The organism is Bacteroidota bacterium (genome assembly GCA_039111535.1).
Classification (GTDB): Bacteria; Bacteroidota; Rhodothermia; order Rhodothermales; family JAHQVL01; genus JBCCIM01.
The window spans coordinates 1-19,806 of record JBCCIM010000127.1; the positions used below are offsets into that span (position 1 = coordinate 1).

General features: G+C 51.9%; 14 protein-coding genes. 9 read left to right on the plus strand and 5 right to left on the minus strand.

Annotation, left to right across the window (positions count from 1 at the left end):
- Together AAF564_17635 and AAF564_17640 are read left to right on the plus strand one after the other, a co-directional pair.
- A partial coding sequence (locus AAF564_17635; GenBank protein ID MEM8487379.1) for a GMC family oxidoreductase occupies nucleotides 1-1,638 on the plus strand: 1,638 nt, incomplete at its 5' end.
- Between the two features lie 29 nt (nucleotides 1,639-1,667).
- Nucleotides 1,668-3,410, plus strand: coding sequence for a GMC family oxidoreductase (locus tag AAF564_17640; GenBank protein ID MEM8487380.1), 1,743 nt, complete (start codon nucleotides 1,668-1,670; stop codon nucleotides 3,408-3,410).
- 262 nt (nucleotides 3,411-3,672) lie between these two features.
- On the opposite strand, the gene AAF564_17645 is transcribed toward AAF564_17640, so the two are convergent.
- The 5 genes from AAF564_17645 to AAF564_17665 all read right to left on the minus strand — a co-directional run bounded on the left by AAF564_17645 (nucleotide 3,673) and on the right by AAF564_17665 (nucleotide 12,279).
- Nucleotides 3,673-7,131: a hypothetical protein gene (locus AAF564_17645; GenBank protein ID MEM8487381.1), complete on the minus strand. Its 3,459-nt coding sequence runs from the start codon at nucleotides 7,129-7,131 to the stop codon at nucleotides 3,673-3,675.
- Nucleotides 7,132-7,215: 84 nt separating this feature from the next.
- On the minus strand, nucleotides 7,216-8,571 hold the full coding sequence (locus AAF564_17650) for a glycoside hydrolase family 2 TIM barrel-domain containing protein (protein ID MEM8487382.1): 1,356 nt from the start codon (nucleotides 8,569-8,571) through the stop codon (nucleotides 7,216-7,218).
- An 18-nt stretch (nucleotides 8,572-8,589) separates the two neighbouring features.
- Nucleotides 8,590-10,161, minus strand: coding sequence for a sugar porter family MFS transporter (locus AAF564_17655; GenBank protein MEM8487383.1), 1,572 nt, complete (start codon nucleotides 10,159-10,161; stop codon nucleotides 8,590-8,592).
- A 46-nt stretch (nucleotides 10,162-10,207) separates the two neighbouring features.
- Nucleotides 10,208-11,215: a LacI family DNA-binding transcriptional regulator gene (locus AAF564_17660; protein MEM8487384.1), complete on the minus strand. Its 1,008-nt coding sequence runs from the start codon at nucleotides 11,213-11,215 to the stop codon at nucleotides 10,208-10,210.
- 116 nt (nucleotides 11,216-11,331) lie between these two features.
- Nucleotides 11,332-12,279, minus strand: coding sequence for an FAD:protein FMN transferase (locus AAF564_17665; protein MEM8487385.1), 948 nt, complete (start codon nucleotides 12,277-12,279; stop codon nucleotides 11,332-11,334).
- Nucleotides 12,280-12,310: 31 nt separating this feature from the next.
- On the opposite strand from AAF564_17665, the gene AAF564_17670 reads away from it, so the two are divergent.
- The 7 genes from AAF564_17670 to AAF564_17700 form a co-directional block, all read left to right on the plus strand.
- Complete coding sequence (locus AAF564_17670) at nucleotides 12,311-13,189, plus strand: SUMF1/EgtB/PvdO family nonheme iron enzyme (GenBank protein MEM8487386.1); 879 nt, start codon at nucleotides 12,311-12,313, stop codon at nucleotides 13,187-13,189.
- Nucleotides 13,190-13,233: 44 nt separating this feature from the next.
- A complete protein-coding gene (locus tag AAF564_17675) occupies nucleotides 13,234-14,550 on the plus strand; it encodes a Gfo/Idh/MocA family oxidoreductase (GenBank protein MEM8487387.1) in 1,317 nt (438 codons plus the stop codon).
- A gap of 78 nt (nucleotides 14,551-14,628) precedes the next feature.
- Complete coding sequence (locus AAF564_17680) at nucleotides 14,629-15,546, plus strand: TIM barrel protein (protein ID MEM8487388.1); 918 nt, start codon at nucleotides 14,629-14,631, stop codon at nucleotides 15,544-15,546.
- A 482-nt stretch (nucleotides 15,547-16,028) separates the two neighbouring features.
- A complete protein-coding gene (locus AAF564_17685) occupies nucleotides 16,029-17,012 on the plus strand; it encodes an endonuclease/exonuclease/phosphatase family protein (GenBank protein ID MEM8487389.1) in 984 nt (327 codons plus the stop codon).
- Nucleotides 17,013-17,215: 203 nt separating this feature from the next.
- Nucleotides 17,216-17,581: a hypothetical protein gene (locus AAF564_17690; protein MEM8487390.1), complete on the plus strand. Its 366-nt coding sequence runs from the start codon at nucleotides 17,216-17,218 to the stop codon at nucleotides 17,579-17,581.
- Nucleotides 17,582-17,595: 14 nt separating this feature from the next.
- The gene (locus AAF564_17695) at nucleotides 17,596-18,399 is read left to right on the plus strand and encodes an SGNH/GDSL hydrolase family protein (protein ID MEM8487391.1); all 804 of its coding nucleotides are present in this window, start codon (nucleotides 17,596-17,598) and stop codon (nucleotides 18,397-18,399) included.
- Between the two features lie 151 nt (nucleotides 18,400-18,550).
- The coding region (locus AAF564_17700) for a PKD domain-containing protein (GenBank protein ID MEM8487392.1) at nucleotides 18,551-19,806 on the plus strand (1,256 nt) is incomplete at its 3' end.

The window sequence follows — 19,806 nt, forward strand, 5'->3', positions numbered from 1 at the left end:
AAAGAATTGTGCGAGAAGGGTATGAAAACCCTTGTGTTGGAGCGGGGCAGGAATGTGGAGCATGGTACCGATTACGTCACAGAGCATAAGCCGCCCTGGGAATACCCATTGCGTGGTCAGGTGGCTCCTGCAGAAGCAAGCAGTGAGCATGAAGTGCAACGCGAGTGTTATGCGTTTAATGAAACCACAAAACACTTTTTTATTAACGACCGCCAAAATCCGTACATCCAGGATAAACCATTTCACTGGATTCGCGGCAACCATGTCGGCGGCCGCTCGCTGATGTGGGGCCGGCAGTGTTACCGCTGGAGCGACCTTGATTTTCAGGCCAATGCAAAAGAGGACATCGGTGTCCCTTGGCCCATCGGATATGATGACATTGCGCCGTGGTACGACTATGTAGAGACGTTTGCAGGAATAAGCGGGGAAGCACTTGGATTACCCTATCTGCCCGACAGTGTATTTCAGAAGCCAATGGCGTTGAGTGCTGGTGAGCAAGTGTTGAAGGCGGGCATTGAGTCTGCCTTCCCCGGGCGTGTGCTAACTGTTGGTCGTGTTGCTGTGCTTACAGAAGCCCTCAACGGACGAGCGGCCTGCCACTATTGTGGTCCATGCCAGCGTGGGTGCTCGACGGGGTCCTACTTCAGCAGCCAGAGCGCTACGCTGCCGGCGGCTGTGGCTACAGGAAACATGACACTGCGCCCGGATAGCCACGTGCACAGCGTGATTTACGACGAGGCCACAGGTCGTGCAACAGGCGTACGGGTTGTTGATGCGCATACCAAAGAAATGGTAGAATACGAAGCTAGCGTGGTTTTCCTTTGCGCCTCAACCCTTGGATCAACGCAGATTATGTTGAATTCCAAATCTGCCAGCTTCCCGGATGGAATTGCCAACTCCAGCGGTGCGCTCGGCCATTACCTGATGGACCACCATTACCAGGTATCTGGCCGTGGACGCATTGAAGGCCTGGAAGATAAATATCACTATGGCAACCGGCCGAATGGCTTCTACATTCCGCGCTTCAGAAACCTGGATGAAGCAACCAAACGCGATGATTATGTGCGTGGATACGGCATTCAGGGCAGCGTGCATCGGGGTAACTGGGGGCGTGGATATGGCGAGCGTGGCTTTGGCGCTGAATTCAAAGAATCACTCCGTACCCCAGGGCCGTGGGCGCTGTCGTTGAATGTGTTTGGCGAAACCCTGCCTGACTACGCGAACCGAGTGTGGCTCGATCCGGATCAGACGGATGCATGGGGGATTCCGCTCCTGCATATCGACTGTGAATGGAAGGAAAACGAACTTGCGATGCGCAAAGACATGGAGGCTGGCACCGAAGAAATGCTGCTGGCAGCCGGCGTGAAAGATGTTAGCGTTGTCGACCGCTTTATGACAGAAGGATATGGTGTGCCAGGACTTGGGATCCATGAAATGGGCACTGCCCGCATGGGAGATGACCCAAATACTTCGGTGCTCAATGGCTGGAATCAGGCCCACGACGTACCCAATCTCTTTGTGACAGATGGTGCATGTATGACGTCTTCTGCCTGCCAGAATCCATCCATCACCTATATGGCGCTCACAGCGCGGGCTGTGGACTACGCTGCCGGCGAAATGAAAAAAGGTAACCTCTAGGCTATTGTTATATTTCTCCCCCAAATACAATGATTAAAAACGTCAACATTGCACAGGAAGCTGAAGAGTACGATGCCATTGTAGTAGGCTCCGGGGTATCTGGAGGGTGGGCAGCGAAAGAGCTTTGTGAGAAAGGGCTCAAAACGCTGGTGCTCGAAAGGGGCCGGCCGATTGAACATGGCACCGACTACATCACGGAGCACAAGGCACCCTGGCAGTTTTCGTTCAGAGGTGGTGCAATGGGACGGGCGGTGAGAGAGAAAAACCCTGTCCTGGCACGCGACCCAGGCAACTTTAACGAAACGTCTGCGCACTTTTATGCCAAAGACGAAGACCAGCCATATCTCGAAGATGCGCCGTTTACATGGCTTCGTGGGGATCAGGTAGGTGGCCGTTCGCTGATCTGGGGCCGGCAGTGTTATCGTTGGAGTGACATCGATTTTGCAGCAAATAAAGTAGACGGACACGGTGTCGATTGGCCAATCCGCTACAACGACATTGCGCCATGGTATGACTATGTTGAAGACTACGTGGGCATCTGCGGCGAAGCCCTTGGGTTGCCGCAGCTCCCAGACGGCAAATTTTTGAAGCCGATGGAGTTGAACGTAGTCGAAAAACATACCCGCGCTGCGATCGAGCAGAATTTCCCCGGTCGTACGATGACCATTGGCCGTGCGGCAATCCTCACAGAGGCACGCAACGGGCGAGCTGCCTGCCATTATTGCGGTCCTTGCCATAGAGGATGCTCAACGTCATCCTACTTTAGCAGCAACACCGTTACTTTGCCGGCTGCCTTTGCAACAGGCAACCTTACGTTAAGGCCACACAGCATTGCACATTCCGTCATTTACGACGAAAACCAGGATAAAGCTCTTGGCGTGCGGGTTATCGATGCTGAGACCAAAGAGGTGATTGAGTTTAGAGGCAAAATCATTTTCATGTGTGCCTCAACCATTGGCAGTACGCAGGTGATGCTCAATTCCAAGTCCAATCGCTTCCCGGATGGTATCGCAAATTCGAGCGGGGCATTGGGCAAATACCTGATGGACCATCACTTCCTTGTAGGCGCTACAGGTGATATGCTGGGCTTTGAAGACAAATACTACTACGGCAATCGGCCCAACGGTGCGTATGTGCCGCGATTCCGTAACATCAGTCCGGAAACTAAGCATCCCGATTTTGTTCGTGGCTATGGTTTCCAGGGCAGCGCCCGGCGCTCAAGCTGGCAGCGCGGTAACGGCATGCGTGGCTTTGGCAAGTCCTTTAAAGAATCACTGCGCAATCCCGGCCCGTGGTCGTGGTGGCTTGGTGCCTGGGGTGAGGCGTTGCCGCGCGAAGATAATTACATGGTGCTCGATAGCAATGAAGTGGATCAGTGGGGAATGCCGTTGGTGCGGATTAATTGTACATGGGGTGACAACGAGTTTGCCATGCGCAAAGACATGGGGGAAACGGCTGCTGAAATGCTGGAAGCTGCCGGCGCCACCAATGTGCAGATTTTCGACGCGTACGAAGATACCAAAGACGAACAGGGCATCGGCGCAGCGCCTGGGCTTTGTATCCATGAAATGGGCACTGCCCGCATGGGCCGTGATCCCCAAACCTCTGTCCTCAATGCCCACAACCAGGCGCACGACGTGTCAAACCTGTTTGTAACGGATGGCTCTGCCATGGCTTCTTCTGCTTGCCAGAACCCTTCGATAACCTACATGGCACTTACAGCGCGGGCAGTTGACTATGCCGTAGAGGAGATGAAAAAGAATAACTTGTAGGGAGAGGATTGACTTGTGATGCTCCTGCTTAGGATTGTGGCGGGCTTCTTCCCCTACACGTCATGCCGACTTGATTCGGTATCCAGAGAACGATTAGGAAAATTGCCCTTTTTAAAGATTTCTGGATCCCGAATCAAGTTTAGTATGACGGTGTGCTGATGTCGCGTGAACTGCGTTAAACTCCGTAATCTGCGTCCACAGCTGGCAAACGCTTGAGAAAAGCGCCTGCCTCGCAATGTTATGTATTTGGAATACCTGGCGATTATAGCGCCGGCATCAGATCCACGTAAACACAGGCAACACTGCCCGACCTGTCCAGGATTTTACTGCTAGAAGTAGCATCCAGGTACAACCCTTCCGTCTCTGCTCGTTGTCCATCTTTATAAACGAGTGTGATTTTTGCGGCTGTTGCCTTGCGGTAAATAAACGGCACCTGGCAGTATGTAAAAGCCAACGTGTTTTCAGGTAAGGAGATGGTTTGTTGCGCACCGTTGATGTCAACGTAAGAGAAAGCGCCAGGCGCCCCCTGAAACTCTTCCGCACGCAACAGTACAGGTTGGATTTCGAGCGCACCGTTTTGCACAACCACACCCAGTTCTCCCCAACGAGAAATGATGTCTTCTTTTACCTGTCCCGTCATGCCGGGTTGCCGCGCCCCGGCATGTGCAGGGGTGTGTGAGTACGGATCAAACGGGAAAGCGCCGTAGACATTGGGCGGCTTGTTGAGGCCAATGCCGGCCCGGATGTCATAATAATACTCGACAATTTTGCCCAGCGTCGCTATGTCTTCGCCGGCTGCAACAAGCGTGAAATAGGCTTCATTGATGGCCAGCACGAGCTTTGATACCATGTGCCAGTAAATACTGCCCAGTCCCTCATACCCAAAGAAATTTCCCGAGCGGCCGGTGTATTCTTTGTGGTTGAAAACTGTTGCGTAGACGTCCAAGATGTCCTGCTTTTCGTCGGCAACTTCTTGCCCATAGCCTGCGGAGGCCAGCGCCTCCAGCGTGGCTGCAACGGCATCGCGGTCGCGCATCTGTCCGTTGAAGCGGTAGTTCTTTTGGCTATCCTGAATAACCAGCGCCGTGTTGTTCTCAGCGGTGAGTTTGCGAAGCAGGGGAGAACGCTGAATAACCTCCGTTGGGATCAGGTTCTTCTCGGTAAATCGAGGCAACGACCTGTCGGGGTAGAGGATGTAGCTGTTTTGATCTTCCCGGTAGAGGGCGCTTGCTTTCAACGCTGCAAGAACTTCAACCACTTGCTGTCCGGATAGTAACCCGGCACTCAGCACGGCTACCTGACCTTCCAGCATTTCATACAGGTGAGATACAGCAACGCCATCTTCTTGCACCTGCATCAAGTTGTAGGCATGAAATAGTTTGTCCGATCGCTGGTTGGCCCAAAGGGTATGGTCGATGTAAGCGAGGGTTTGCTCGAAGAAAGCACTGATTTTTTTGGCAGAGACCGTTTCTTTCCTGCCAGAAAAACCATCTTGATAAACCGAAGCGCGGTACGTGCTGCCGGCTCTCCCAAGGGCGTCGAGGATTTGCTTTCGCTCCTGATTGGTTAGCACGCCCTGGAGCAGGTCGAGATTTTTGTCGAGGATGCCGGCAATGCGTGACCATAGAGTTGCGACTTCCTCTGACAGTTGAATGTCTGTCTCGCCCAGTGCATCAAACAGCGCTGCCGCAAAACTGTTGAAGCGGCGCAAGTAGCACAACGTGACCATCGATACGCCATACCCGACCAGCGCATTGTTTGCATCATTCCATTCCGGCCGCTGCGTGTTCAGCCAAATGCCGGCACCCGGTATGAAATTGGACAGCTTGGTTAAGACGGTAACCAGCAGCTTCTCGGTAAGGTTAACCTGGTAGACCTGGCCATCAGCCTGTAAAACCAACTTGCCATCTGCCCCAAGTTTTGCAACCCGTTGCGCAATCCGTGCCTCTTCCGCTTCGTCATACAAAATGGTATTGTGCGGATCTTCAAGAAGATCTGCGTAACCTTTGATACGGTAAGGCACATTGGCATACGCAAACACGTCGCGTGTCAGCAATTGTGCGAGTTCGTTCGGATGGTGCGCGCGAGATATCTCGAGCAATTTCAACAGGTAGATAATCTGGTGGTCTCCCCAATACCCGATGTACGACCACGGGTCGTGGGGATCCATGATTTCCCAGTCGATGCCATCCTGCGTGATCCGGTAGGGGTTGTAGCCGTCTACTGTGGAGGCGTTTACAAATTTGCTGATGATGCTTTCGGTAAACGCAGGGTAGGAGAGGCAGAGGGCTTCCCAGTTTTGGAAGATGTCCCGCCAGTTGCCCTGGTAGCTGCGTCTGGTTGATCCGTCAGCGTGGCGCAGGTCGATAGAGAACCTGTTCCAGGGCCGGCTCGGGTCGCCGTGCCGCCGGCTGAAAATGAGGGGCAGGTACTCAAAACATAGCCGCTCAAGCTGTCGGTCGGGTTGATCAGCCGCGCGCGCGAGCAGGGCGGTTACGGATACCTCTGCCGGTAGCGCATCAAAGAAGGCTTGATGCCGCTCATGTACGGGGCGGTTGAAGCGGGCGATGGTGTCTATGAGGTCTGCACGCGAAATCCAGAGATTTTTGTCGAATACGCCACCGCGCATGATGTTAAACAACACATTTGCGTAATGCCGCGTGGTTGTCATCAGGTCGGCTGTCGACTGCATGCCATCTGCGCTTGCGACGAGCCGTTTGAGTTGTGTAGTGCCGTCAGCAACGTCTGCCTCGATGTCGGTGCGAAGGTCATTGCCCGTAGCCAGTAAGTCGATCAGGGCAGCTACCTGTTCGGGGCCCTGGTTGATTTCTGCCACGATGTACCATTGCGCGTTTGCACCAGGTTGGAGGGATAAATTGGTCTGAACAAAATAGCCGCCGCGTGCTGCACGGATGTCGCGTTCTGTGCTCACAGCTTTGCCTCGCCTGAAGGCATCCAGTTGTCGCATGGATACCAGGTGGGCCTCCGGTTTGAGGCCGGCGCACCACACGGTGGTTGCGTTAAGCGATTCACTGGGAATAGGCTTGTCGACTACCAGCGAACTGAGGGCAAAGATGCCTAGCCCGGTGGAGCCATCCAGTTCGCTTTTTTTGTAGGCATCAAGCAAGTTGCTACGCTCCGTTTGCATGCCCAGTTCGATACCACAATGCAGCAAGTTCTGAATGCCGTCCAGTACCTCAACTGTCACAGGCGTATCTCCGGTACATGTAATCTGGCTATGTTTGATAAAGCCAAACTGTTCGCCTGTGCACCAGGTGTAGGTAAAGCGTACACCCAGATCTTCGTTGGTGGCTTCAAATCGGATTTTGTCGCCATAAACGCTTTTATACAGGCTGCTGGTACAGTTGTAAACACCCTGGTATCGTCGGGAGAAAGGCTCCCATAGGTGCGTTTTACCTGCTCGCTTGATCAGCAACAGGGTTTTGCTCCCTGTTTGATCTGCGCCATCATGGATACGATCAACCGTGTAGTAGGGGAACAGGGCATGATCCGGGTTCTGCCGGCCGGCTGTAAGGCTGCCGAGGCTAGAGACAAACATCCAATGATCCGAGTCGCTCACGATCGACATAAAAAACGGCGGCATCTGATCGTAATGCTGGATCTGGTAGTACATCTCACCGTCGATCTCAACAAATTGCCCTGCAACACGGGTCTCCGAATCCCTGCCCGGGGAGGTACCTATATAAATAGTTGATGTCATGTTCAAACAGCTTCGTTCTCTTCAGGCGCTTAGACAATCAACATGAACATCCATACCTCTGTCCTTACCAATTGTCCACGTACCTTAGGCATTTACATAAAAGGGAATGTTGGCGTGTGCCGCATGCCCCTGTCCGTCGTAGATATAGATAAATAACCTGTATGCACCCGGTGCAGTTGGTGCGGTAACGGACACCGTGGCAGCAGACGGATCGTCAATCAGGCCGTTGTAAAGTTCTGGTACGTATTCGTCGTCACCGCCTTCGCTTTGCGCCTGGCTTTCTGCCCTGATTTCCCACACATAGGTCAACGCATCATTATCTGGATCGGTGGATTGTACAGCGGCCTCATAAGCCTCGCCGGCATCCAGATACACCCCATCATACGCGGTCTTGCCATCCAGTGTCGCTGATTCGAGGCGAGGAGAGCGGTTTTCAGGCCATTCACCTTTCCATGCGTAGTGCATGACGTCAACAGCTTCTGTCTTTTCTCCGGTCGGTAAAAACATGCCATACCAGGTTGGGGTGCGCTCCTGTTTTTGACCCCACAGGAAGACATAGGAACCGACACACAATTCTTTTTGGCTTTCGATGGCGACATTGTACCGTTCCATGTACAAATCAGCTTTTGTAGAACTGTGTGTTTCGATTGGAGCATCCCAGGGTGTTTTGTTGACTTCCCAGTGGCCGGTTGCCCCCCATTCGGTGACCATGTACGGGCCTTCCCAGCCCATTTCTGCCAAGTAAGTTGGCAGGTTGATGATGTCGGCGTACATCTGGATACTAACCAGATCAAGGTCGGGCGCCCGGGCTTTGACTTCAGCAGCGAGGTTTGGATTGATGCCGGCCAGCGTGGTTGTTGTAAGGTGGTGCGGGTCGATTTCATGGATCATCTCCGAAATCTCATTCACTGCATCCCACACTTTGGGGTTGGTGGCACCATGATTCAACTCATTGCCAATGCTCCAGATCATCAGGGCAGGGTGGTCCTTGTACTGCATAACCTCAGCACGCACCCGTTCAAGTTGTTCTGCGACGGCAACTTCGTCGTTATAATCAAAATCAAAATACCCACGGCCGGTGCCTTCGCGTTCTCGGGCAATCTCCAGTCCCATGGTGACCATCAAGCCGTTTTCATGTGCACGATCGAGCACTTCCTGGCCTGAATCACGGCCGTTGTCTGTGCGCCATGTGCGGAAGGAGTTGGCACCATTTGCCGCAAGTTCTTCGATACTGCCAAACTCGAGGCCGGCGCCTTTGATGTAAAAAGGCTCTTTGTTGATATAGAGCTGATAACCTTCATCAGACTCCTGTATTTCAACATGCACCGGAATGTTGTCAGCCGTTGCTTTGGACGCACTGTTGTCAGCAGACTGGCATCCCGAGAGGCACACAGCCAGGTACGCAAAAGCTGCAATCAGGTAAGTAGACTTACGTTTCATGATAAATTTGGGTAGGGGTTAAGCTTCAACTTTGTTGTTGACAAGAATCTCTTCCAGTTCTTCGAGCGATTTGCCTTTTGTTTCTGGCAACACCATGATTACGAAGACCAGGCCAAGCGCTGCAAAGACACCATAAATCAGGAAGGTCATGGCGCTACCCAGATTCTCCAGCTCCCAGGGGAAGACAAACTGCACGATAAAACTGATTGCCGAGTTGATCAGGCCAACAAAGGAGATGGCAAGGCCGCGTATTTTGTTTGGGAATAGCTCGGAAAACAATACCCACATCACTGGACCAAGCGAAATGGCAAAACAAGCCACAAATCCGAGGATGCCAAGGAGGATGAGCATTGGATTCATGCTTATTGCAGCTGTGATCAATGCTGATTCGTGTTCGCCGGCAAGGTCTTCGCCAAGCGCATCGTCGAGCGCAGTTTTGTACGCCAGGTCACCCTGGAATGTCTGTCCCGCCAGTGGTGTTAACTGCTCCGTCGGGACGCCATCAGGGAGCGCAGCAATCGAATTGTTGTCCAGCGTGTAGGTGGCACTGTGGAATCCAAATGCCAATAGTGCCATAGATAACACGATACCCGAAAGGCCAAAAACGAGGAGCGGCTTTCTGCCTAGTCGGTCGATCAACGCCATGGCAAGCAACGTGAACACCAGGTTGATGATGCCAACGAGAATCGCTTGGACAAACGAGGCATCCGTTCCGATACCCGATTGCTCAAAGATCATAGGTGCGTAAAAGAAAACGGAGTTGATCCCCGTAATTTGCTGTAGAATGGCTACAACAACACCAATGAGTAACACGAGACGCATGGCGGGGGCAAACAGCTCCGTAAGCGGTACGCGCTCTTTTTGCTGGTCTGCTTTGATGCTAAGTTTGATCTCAGCCATTTCACGCTGCGCTTCTTCTTCGCCGTTGGCCCTGGCCATGATAGGCAGTGCTTCGTCTTCACGGCCTTGCATAATCAACCACCTTGGACTATTTGGCACAAAGAAGAGGCATACGAAATACAGGATTGCCGGCAGCGTTTCGAGACCAAGCATCCAGCGCCAGTTGTGCTCACCAAACTGCAAGGACTGCGCCCAGGAAGCATCAGACTGCCCCAACTGAAGGATCATGTAATTGGTGAAAAACGCAACTGAAATACCGATTACAATATTCAGCTGGTTAAAAGAAACCATTTGCCCACGCATTTTGGGCGGCGAAATCTCCGCGATGTACATGGGTGCAATAATGAGGGAAGCACCAACACCAAATCCGCCTATCATGCGGGCCACAACCAGCGACCAGAAATTGGGTGCAAAAGCGGAGGCTATCGCTGATATCGCATACAAGATGGCAGCAACAAACAGGATTTTCTTGCGGCCATAACGGTCGCTCAGCGGACCGGCAAGCATCATGGCGAGCGTAGCGGTGAGGGTAAGTGAACTTACAGCCCAACCGAGCTCAATTTTGCTCAGGTCAAATTGTGTTTCGATAAATCCGACAACGCCGGAAATTACCGAAGCATCAAAGCCCATCAGGAATCCCCCGAGGGCAACGATGAGCGCCGTTTTGATGATATAATGCCGATTAGACATAGTGTTTTACCAATTTAATGGGTCGAATAAGCACAAGGAGCGGTGGCTAATTGCACTGGGTGGTAGATGCCCGGATGATCAATTCAACCGGGAGTACATGCGTTTCTGGTTCACCTGCTTTTTTGCGTACAGCCTGGATGAGCCGGCTAATGGCCAGTTTGCCAATGTCGCCTACAGGAACGCGGACAGATGTAAGCGGTGGGGTAGCATAACGTGCTGCAGGAATGTCATCAAAGCCCACAATAGACATTTGCTGCGGTATTTGAAGGCCGAGCGATCTGAGGACACTCATTAAAACAATGGTACTCTGGTCGTTGGCGCCAAAGACAGCAGTGGGTCTCGGTTCAAGAGTCACCAATTTGTGGGCGGCAATATTGCCGGCTTCCGGGGTGAAGTCGCCAGGCAGCTCCCAACAGGGATTATGCTTTAGGTTGTGCTTGCGCAGTGCTTCGCGGTATCCTCTGAGACGTTCTGTTGCATCAAAAGACGCTTCCGGTCCTTTAAGCATGGCGATCCGCTTGTGCCCGAGTTCGATCAGGTGCTCCGTTGCCAGAAAAGCACCCATAAAGTTATCAAAGTTGATTGTTTCGAGCCCGAGGCCGGCAGCATTGGAGTTTACAAAAATGACGGGCCCCGGTCCGCCTACCAGGCTCTGTAGCATTTTAGGCTTGCCATCTGAGGCCATGATCATGATGCCGTCTACGCGTGAGCGCATGTTGTGCAGCACGAGCTCCATCGCTTCGGTGTTGCGATGGCTGGTGGAAATCATCAAGAAAAAGCCGCTTTCTTGCGCCGCTTTGTCGATACACGTCAGAAATTCTGAAAAGAACTCGCCGCCGACGTAAGGCAAAATGATGCCCAGGCCTCCTGTTTCTTTATTCAGCAGGCCACGGGCCATCTGATTGGGACGGAAGCCAAGGGCCTGGATCGCTTCTTCAACCCGCTTGCGTTTATGCTCGCGAACTTTACCTGGTGCATTCAGCACGCGGGATACGGTGGCAATAGATACCTCCGCCCGGCGTGCAACATCACGGATGGTCACTGGGCGCTGCATATAAGGTGGGTGATGTTATTCATGTATGAATGAAAACCTTTTCAAACTACTGCCTGAAACAGGGAAATGCAAATGCTGGCAGCCATAGAAAGGCCGTTTCATGATGGCGCTGTATGCTATTGAATAAGGGCGAAAATGGTAGGATTTTGCCGTAAAAGCGCAGTGGCTGCTTCAGCCGTTATTACGGTCAGCGCAGTAGCAAACTTATCAGCAGTGATGCCGTTTGGGGCAATCACGGTTGCCACCGTGCCGGAGGTGTTGCCCAGTCCGGTTTTGGGGTTGATAATATGGGCATAGCGGATGCCGTTAATTTCAACAAATTGTGCGGTATCTCCTGAAGTTGCGATGGCTGCATGGGTGAGGGTGGTAGCGCGCTGCTGTATTGGGCTATTTGCAGGGGCACCGGGCACTTCGATTGTCCAGCCGGCCCTACCCGGCGGTGCGGCACTGACAACGAGGTCGCCGCCGGCTTCTATTAAAGCACTGGTGATGCCATGCTGATTCAGCGTTTGCATGGCCTCGTCCAGGATGTAGCCTTTGGCAATTCCGCCGGCATCCAGTTGCATGCCGGCTTGCCGCAATCGTGCAGATTTGGTTTCCACATCCAATTCAAGCAACTTCCAGCCAGATTTCTCGCGGGCTGCAGCAAGTGCCTCGAGGTCGGGCAAAAGGGTATCCTTGCGGGCTTGTTTCCAGAGTGCAGCCATGGGGCCAAGGGTGATATCAAACGCACCATCTGTTGCTGCAGCAAAAGCCTGGCTGGTTTCTAGAAGGAAGAAAAGCTCATCTGACACCTTAATATACTTGCGGTAAGCCTCTGTGGATAAAGCACTTAGCTCACTCTTCGGGCGATAGTTACTGAATATATCTTCCAGTGCAGCTATGCGTGCAAACGAGGCTTTTGCGGCTACTTCAGCGTTTTCTTCTTTTTCAGCATAGAGTGCAATTCTGACTTGTACCCCTAAATGGAGTTGAGTATACTGGTAAAATGCTGATTCTACGGTGCTATTTTCTTGCTTGTTGTCAGCATGCTGCTGGCATCCACTATTTACCAGCACTACCATCAATAAAAAAAGTAGTACCAGAGACCTGGATATGTACACGAAGCGCACCGGCATAGCTGGTTTTTTGAAAATAAATGACATGTTACTGTGGGCCGTGCTTGTTACCGGGGGACTGATCCTCCTGGGAGCAGATACGCCGGCTGATCACGGAGATCGCACAGTTTATGAAGATACACTTTCTGCTTTTACAGAAACGCTACCTGACCACCTCGTTTCTTTTGACATGGTACCGGTTAGCGGGCAGGCTGTGACACTGCAACTGGGAGAGACAACCGAAACGGTTGATGTGGCGGCGTTCTGGATTAGCAGCACCGAAGTCACCTGGGACCTGTACGATATCTTTGCTTACCAGCTCGATTTGGAAGAAAGCGAACGATTGAAAAACGCAGATGCTGTTACCCGTCCGAGTCGGCCCTACCAGTCTCCTGATTATGGCTACGGTCACCAGGGTTATGCTGCAATTTGTGTAACCTACCATGCTGCTGAGAAATTTACCGAATGGTTGTCCGAAAAAACAGGAAAAACCTATCGGCTTGCTACAGATGCGGAATGGCAGCTGGCCGCTCAGGGTGGAGCGTCGGAAGCTATGTCAATGAATGAGGACGAATTGGATGGCTATGCCTGGGTTCGGGAGAACGCAGAAGACCAAACGCAAGCAGTTGCATCGAAAGCTCCAAATGGCGCCGGCATTTATGATATGCTCGGCAATGTTCGGGAGTGGGTGACCGGCCACGACGGCAAACCCGTGACCCGCGGTGGTTCATTTAAAGATGCAGCGGAAAAGGTTAGCGTATTTGCCCGTGCAAAACAGCATTGGAAATGGAACGAAACAGACCCGCAAATACCGAAAAGCAAATGGTGGTTATCCGACGGCTACCACGTTGGATTCCGAATTGTGCGGCAACCCTAAACATGAAATAAGGAGCTGATTACATAAACGAGGTATTCAAAATCATGGACAAAAAATCATCTAAGCAGATTTTCCCCCTCACGCGCCGGCAGTTTGTACAGTCGTCTGCAGCAGCAACAGCTGGATTGGTGGCATCGAGTAACTTCGCCTTTGCCGGCGGCGCAGATACCATCCGTGTTGGTGTTATTGGTTGCGGCGGACGGGGTACCGGCGCAGCTGTACAGGCACTCCGCGCCAGCGATAACGTGAAGCTTGTTGCCATGGGAGAAGCGTTCAAAGATCGTCTCGACCAGAGCCTGACAAATATCAAAAAAGAGATGCAGGATGATCCCCGCATTGACGTGCCTGAAGAGCGCCAATTTGTTGGTTTTGATGCGTATAAAGACGTCATCGCTGCATCTGATGTGGTGATTTTAACAACACCTCCGGGTTTCCGGCCGATGCACTTTGAGGCAGCGATTGAGGCTGACAAGCACGTCTTTATGGAGAAGCCTGTTGCAACGGACGCACCCGGGGTACGCAGCGTCTTGGCAACAGCTGAGAAGGCCAAAGCGAAGAAACTCAACGTTGTAGTAGGGCTACAGCGTCATTATCAGAAAGTATACACGGAATGGATGAAGCGCATCCACGCCGGCGCAATTGGTGATGTTGTGACGTCCCACGTGTACTGGAATAGTGCAGGCGTTTGGGTACGACCTAGAAAGCCGGGTATGACCGAGATGGAATACCAGATGCGCAACTGGTATTACTTCAACTGGCTGTGTGGCGACCACATTACAGAGCAACACATCCACAACATTGATGTGTCAAACTGGGCCAAGCAGGCGCATCCGGTGCGTGCTCATGGCATGGGCGGCCGGCAGGTGCGCAATGGCAAAGACCATGGTGAGATTTTCGACCACCATTTTGTAGAGTTTGAGTATGCAGATGGCTCGCGGATGTTCAGTCAGTGCCGGCATATAGAAGGATGCGAGAACCGGGTTACCGAATCCTTGCAAGGCACAAATGGCTATGCGCCAAAACCAGGCGTCTTGAAAACCGCCAGCGGTTATACCATCTGGGAGCACGACGATTCAAACGACAAAAACCCATACCAGGTTGAGCACGACAAACTGTTCGCGGCGATTAGTGCCGGCGAGTACAAGTTTGCTGATGCAAAGGGTGGTGCTGAAGCGACCATGAGCTCAATTCTGGGCCGTATGGCAACGTATTCGGGTCAGGTTATCACCTGGGATGAAGCGATAAAATCTGATTTGAGCTTGATGCCTAAAGAGTTTGCATGGGATGCCAATCCACCAGTCATGCCGGACGAATACGGGTACTATCCTGTTGCCGTACCAGGCAAAACCAAGGTACTTTAATTCAACTGATGAATGTTACGCGCCGGATATCTGCACGATAATCCGGCGTGTTGCTTTCATCCTAGCCCATTACCCATCATGGATAGACGCAACTTTATGAAAAACGGCATGGCTGCTGGTGTAGCCCTTGCCGGCACGACCGCAGGAATCAGTACAGCCACAGCCGCCGCGCCCTCAAATTCGGATGCTGCATTCAAGTTGAAGTTTGCCCCGCACTTTGGCATGTTCAAAAATAGCGCGGGCGCCAATGTAATTGACCAGCTCAAGTTTATGCATGAGCGAGGGTTTCGCGCTTTGGAAGACAACGGAATGAAAGGCCGGCCTGTCGAGACGCAAGAAGCGATTGCATCGACAATGGCAGACCTCGGGATGGAAATGGGGGTTTTTGTTGCTACATCGATCAATTGGCGCGAACCAGGCCTGGTCAATAAAGAGACCCACGATAAGTTTATCGAGGAAATCAAAGCGTCTGTTGAAGTGGCCAAGCGTGTGAACGCAAAATGGATGACCGTTGTACCTGGTCATGTTGATATGCGGATGGACATGGGCTACCAGACAGCCAATGTTGTCGAAGCACTCAAGCGCGCAAGCGAGTTGTTTGAGCCGCATGGGATGGTGATGGTCCTTGAGCCGCTCAACTTTTACAATCATCCGGGCCTATTTCTGACCAAAATTTCCCAGGCATATACCGTCTGTAAAGCGGTTGATAGTCCGGCGTGTAAAATTCTCGATGATCTGTACCACCAGCAAATCCAGGAAGGCAATCTGATTCCGAATATCGACGCAGCTTACGACGAAATTGCCTACTTCCAGATTGGCGACAATCCGGGCCGTAAAGAGCCCACTACGGGAGAGATCAACTATAAGAATGTCTTCAAGCACATCCACGAGAAAGGGTTTGATGGCATACTTGGTATGGAGCACGGTAATTTCCATGCAGGGCAGGAAGGCGAAGAGAAGCTGATCAGCGCGTACCGGGCGGTTGATTTGGATTGATATTACCGGCAATGACTTGAATGGGAAAGGCAGACCAAGCTCGGTCTGCCTTTTTTCATTAAAAGATGTTCTTACGCCTCAGATATTCTGTCGGCCAACAAAACGGTAAGGATAAATACGTGTGCACTTCTTAAGAGTACTAAGCCGGGACATTTTGGTAGGGTGTCCCGGCTTTTTTGTTCAGTATTGTTGTCTCGTATTTCGCGGGATATTTATGTGCCGGCTTTTTCTCTCTGTGTCGTTTCTTATCTGAAAACATACATAGCTTTCAGACCACAGCACGAGACGTATTGATGTGGAATTTAGTTCTGAAACAGGCAGGCAATGATGCAACTAAAGCATAGGCCGTTGTCGGGATGTATTATGATTTAACGACTTTAACAATGACCCGTTAGATGCCCATGAACCTCTTTTGATAGAGCATCGGTCGTGTTTTTGCTGGCGTTATGATTCATATGCTTTTACCTTTCTAATATTTATTTATGCGTTCCCTCAAAGCACCCGATCCTGAATACACGTATGACCCGGCCATCGAAATAGATCGGCTTGTCGCGTATCGTGATCGCGTGCACGAAGATCCGGCTCGAAATCGCCACATCCCGGCAGTAGGCCAGGCTGGCCGCGTGCTCATTGCTTCCTGGAACGTAGCCAACCTTGGGCAACACAGGCGTAGAATAGAAGACCTCCAGGTGATTGCGTCGATGATCAACTGGTTTGAAATTGTTGCTATCCAGGAAGTGGCCGACAACCTTGGTGACATCGAGCAAGTGCTTGCGTTTTTGCCCGACTATTTCGACCTGGTTTTCAGCGACAGGGCCGGCAACAACGAACGTGCTGCATATCTCTACGACACCCGGCATGTGTCGCTCGGGCCTAAAATAGGGGAGGTTGCTATTGTCGACAACGACCGGAAATACATCCGGCTGCCCGGCATTGATCGAGCGTTTGATGGCTTCAATCGTAATCCCTACATCGCTACGTTTTTTGTAGAAGATACCAGGCTTTTGTTTGCCAATTGTCATTTGCTTTACGGTTCAACGCGTGGGGCTGATGCCCGACAGGCTTCGATAGAACGCCGGCAACTGGAAGCCTACGCCATCGCGCGATGGTGCGATTTGCGTCGGGATAGCCAGAATGCATGGACCAAGAATATTTTTGCAATTGGCGACTTTAACCTGCCACGCGCAACGGAAGGAGACGTCATATTCGAGGCATTAACCCGGAGAGGACTCAGGTTACCCCCGCACACAACCCGCATTCCGACCAACGTATCAAATACTGCTGACTATGACCAGATTGCAGTGACACCGGGTTTGTTATCGCGCATCGAACAAGTTGGGGTATTTGATTTTGATGGCGTGATTTTCTCGGAGATCTACAGCCGGGATGCGCCAGGGTATTGGCGTACCTGCGCCAAGTACTACATTTCTGATCACAGACCGTTGTGGATCCAGTTTGAGCTGTGATTTCAGTGCAGTTCGTCTTCAGTTTTTGTTTGCTGGCCGACGATAGAAAGCATATCGGATTGGATAGCAGCAGCCTGCCTATCTTTCCAGCGTAGGGCATATCGATAGCGTAAGTTAGAAACCAATCTTGCGATGATGCTGTGGGTCCAATCACACATTTCGGAAGAGATGTGATTCAATCGAAATGGAAAAGAGGCTAAGGCATGTTCAATTTTATCGGCCAAATGGGTACCTGGGGGCCATTGATGGTGTTACTCACCCTGGCAAACCTCGCGCTGGTAGCGCGTTACAGCATTCAGTTGTTTGGGTCTAACCCTGTCAAATCAGCTGACATCAACCAGATTATGATTGTGGCGATGCTGGTTGTGGCGATTGGTGCGTTTTCTCATTATGCTGGCCTGCACAGCGGGTTACTTATCTATGGACAGATGAACCCAGCTATGTTTGCCGGTGGCTACGCGGTTTCACTGGTTGCCCTGTTATTCGGAATAGCCGTATTTATTGTATCGACCCTTTGCTGGTTTGTGCTCCGTCTTCGGCAACGACGCCTGATTCAGGTGGCAGCCTGATTTATATGTAGACCATGAAATTACGTCCCAATATTCTTGCTTTCGTTTTTCTGCTTGGACTGTGGCATACACAAAACGTGTATGCCCAGCAGCAGGTACACCGCGTGTTGTTTGTTGGTAATAGCTATACGTACTACCACAGCATGCCGCAGCTTTTTGCGGCCATGGCGGAGCACACGCTGCCGGAAGGACATAAAGTGGAGACCCAATTTCTGGGCGGTGGCGGTGCCACGTTAGAGAAGCACTGGGAAGTGGGGTTGGTCCAGGAAGCTTTGGAATCTGGCAATTGGGATTATGTGGTACTGCAAGAGCAGAGCCGGCTTGGCGCGCAAACGTTATCTGACCCAGAGAGCCCGGCGCTTTTTTATCGATACGCGCGGATGTTTAATGAGCTAATCAAAGCAAGCGGTGCAAAAACAGTGTTGTATATGACCTGGTCGCGCAAGGAGTTAAAGGAAGAACAAGTCTATCTCACAAATGCTTACACCCACATGGCCTCGGAACTGGAGGCAATCCTCGCGCCGGTAGGCCTTGTGTGGGATAGGTTACGGGACGATGCAGCGCTAGAACTTTACACGGAGGATGGCTCCCATCCTTCATTAAGCGGGTCGTATCTGGCCGCAAGCACGTTGGCAACAACGCTGTTTGGCCATGCTGAAAAACCTTTGCCTGGCGCACTGTATGGGTATGAGATCCTGCGTGGCGGCAGGCTGGCCGATAAACAAACGCAGCTTAGCAATTTGCCGGCGTCACAGGTACAGTTGATACAGCGCCAGGTTGAAGAAGTGGTTGAAAGCGGAGTTTGGAGCAGCAGATAATAGTTGCTAACCAGATCTTGCAGCGTGGCTCAGGAGAAATGGACTACTGCTTTGCAGAAAGCTGCGTGTAACGCGCCTTTACTTTTATTGTAGACGGCCTATCTTAGTCGGATTATGCGTTAACCATTCCGTTAAGAAAGAGGATCTGTCTATGAAAAAAGCATTTTTACTATTGCTCCTCCTTGTTTGCTGTACCTGGAGCGTACAGCCGGCAAACGCGCAAACCGCGCCGGTGCCGAAGCATATCTCCCCATATTCTCTGGCGTCCGGGGTTCATAGTATCCAGGGGCCGGCTTCCGATGCTGTGTTTTCTGAAACCGTCCGTGTTTCCAATGCACCCTGGCTGCGTCTGATGTTCACCGATGCCAATCTTGGCAATGCGAGCTACATGGTGTTGACGTCGCTTAAAGACGGAGCCGTGCAGCATCTCAATGCTGAGACGCTCGATCAATGGCAAAACACGTCCGCCTATTTCAACGGCGATGCGGTTAAAGTAGAGCTTTTTGCCGCACCTGGAGATGCCAATGTATTTGTTTCTATGACCGAAGTGATGGTGGGGGATTACGGTAAGCCCGGATCCGCCGGCCCAACGCCGCTCTCGCAGTGTGGTCCGGTTGATGACCGCGTGTTTTCTTCTGACCCTAAAGTTGGCCGTATCATCGATATCGGTTGTACGGGTTGGACGATTTCAAATGGCAAATATGCCACCGCGGGCCACTGCGTTGCTTCGACAAGCTTGCTCGACGTATTCGAATTCAACGTACCCAACTCCTTGTCTGATGGTACGCTCCAGCATCCTGGTCCGGAAGACCAGTATGCTTTTGATACAATCACGGCTTCTGCCAACGGCGGTGTAGGCAATGACTGGGCAGTTTTTACAGTGTTTAATAACACGGAAACAGGGTTGCAGCCAATTGCTGCGCAGGGCGCGTCTTTTAATCTGGCGCAGGACCTCGGGCCGGCAGAAATCCGGATTACGGGTTTTGGTGTAGATACGGGCGATGAGAACCAGTCGCAGCAAACCCATGTTGGGCCAAACGCTGCTTCTTCTGGCACCACGATGCGTTACCAGACTGATACGACTGGTGGTAACTCTGGTAGCCCCGTTATCGATGAAGCAACAGGACTTGCCGTGGGTGTACACTCACATGGCGGTTGTTCAACAACGGGCACAGGAAATAATAGCGGTACGAGCACGTTTAATACCGACTTCTGGGCCGCACTCGATTTCACGGCTACAGGATTGCCAACGGCCGGCTTTACAGTTTCTACAACGCTGCTGACTGCCGACTTCACAGACACCAGTTCTGACAGCGATGGCTCCATCGTTTCATGGGACTGGGCCTTTGGTGATGGCGCAACGTCTACGTCTCAGAACCCAAGCCACACCTACGCAGCGAACGGTAC

Coding starts and splice junctions, on each gene's coding strand:
- AAF564_17680 (MEM8487388.1), top strand. CDS start 14,629: ATGGATAGACGCAACTTTATGAAAAACGGCATGGCTGCTGGTGTAGCC.
- AAF564_17690 (MEM8487390.1), top strand. CDS start 17,216: ATGTTCAATTTTATCGGCCAAATGGGTACCTGGGGGCCATTGATGGTG.
- AAF564_17675 (MEM8487387.1), top strand. CDS start 13,234: ATGGACAAAAAATCATCTAAGCAGATTTTCCCCCTCACGCGCCGGCAG.
- AAF564_17695 (MEM8487391.1), top strand. CDS start 17,596: ATGAAATTACGTCCCAATATTCTTGCTTTCGTTTTTCTGCTTGGACTG.
- AAF564_17670 (MEM8487386.1), top strand. CDS start 12,311: ATGTACACGAAGCGCACCGGCATAGCTGGTTTTTTGAAAATAAATGAC.
- AAF564_17650 (MEM8487382.1), bottom strand. CDS start 8,571: ATGAAACGTAAGTCTACTTACCTGATTGCAGCTTTTGCGTACCTGGCT.
- AAF564_17685 (MEM8487389.1), top strand. CDS start 16,029: ATGCGTTCCCTCAAAGCACCCGATCCTGAATACACGTATGACCCGGCC.
- AAF564_17645 (MEM8487381.1), bottom strand. CDS start 7,131: ATGACATCAACTATTTATATAGGTACCTCCCCGGGCAGGGATTCGGAG.
- AAF564_17655 (MEM8487383.1), bottom strand. CDS start 10,161: ATGTCTAATCGGCATTATATCATCAAAACGGCGCTCATCGTTGCCCTC.
- AAF564_17640 (MEM8487380.1), top strand. CDS start 1,668: ATGATTAAAAACGTCAACATTGCACAGGAAGCTGAAGAGTACGATGCC.
- AAF564_17665 (MEM8487385.1), bottom strand. CDS start 12,279: ATGGTAGTGCTGGTAAATAGTGGATGCCAGCAGCATGCTGACAACAAG.
- AAF564_17660 (MEM8487384.1), bottom strand. CDS start 11,215: ATGCAGCGCCCAGTGACCATCCGTGATGTTGCACGCCGGGCGGAGGTA.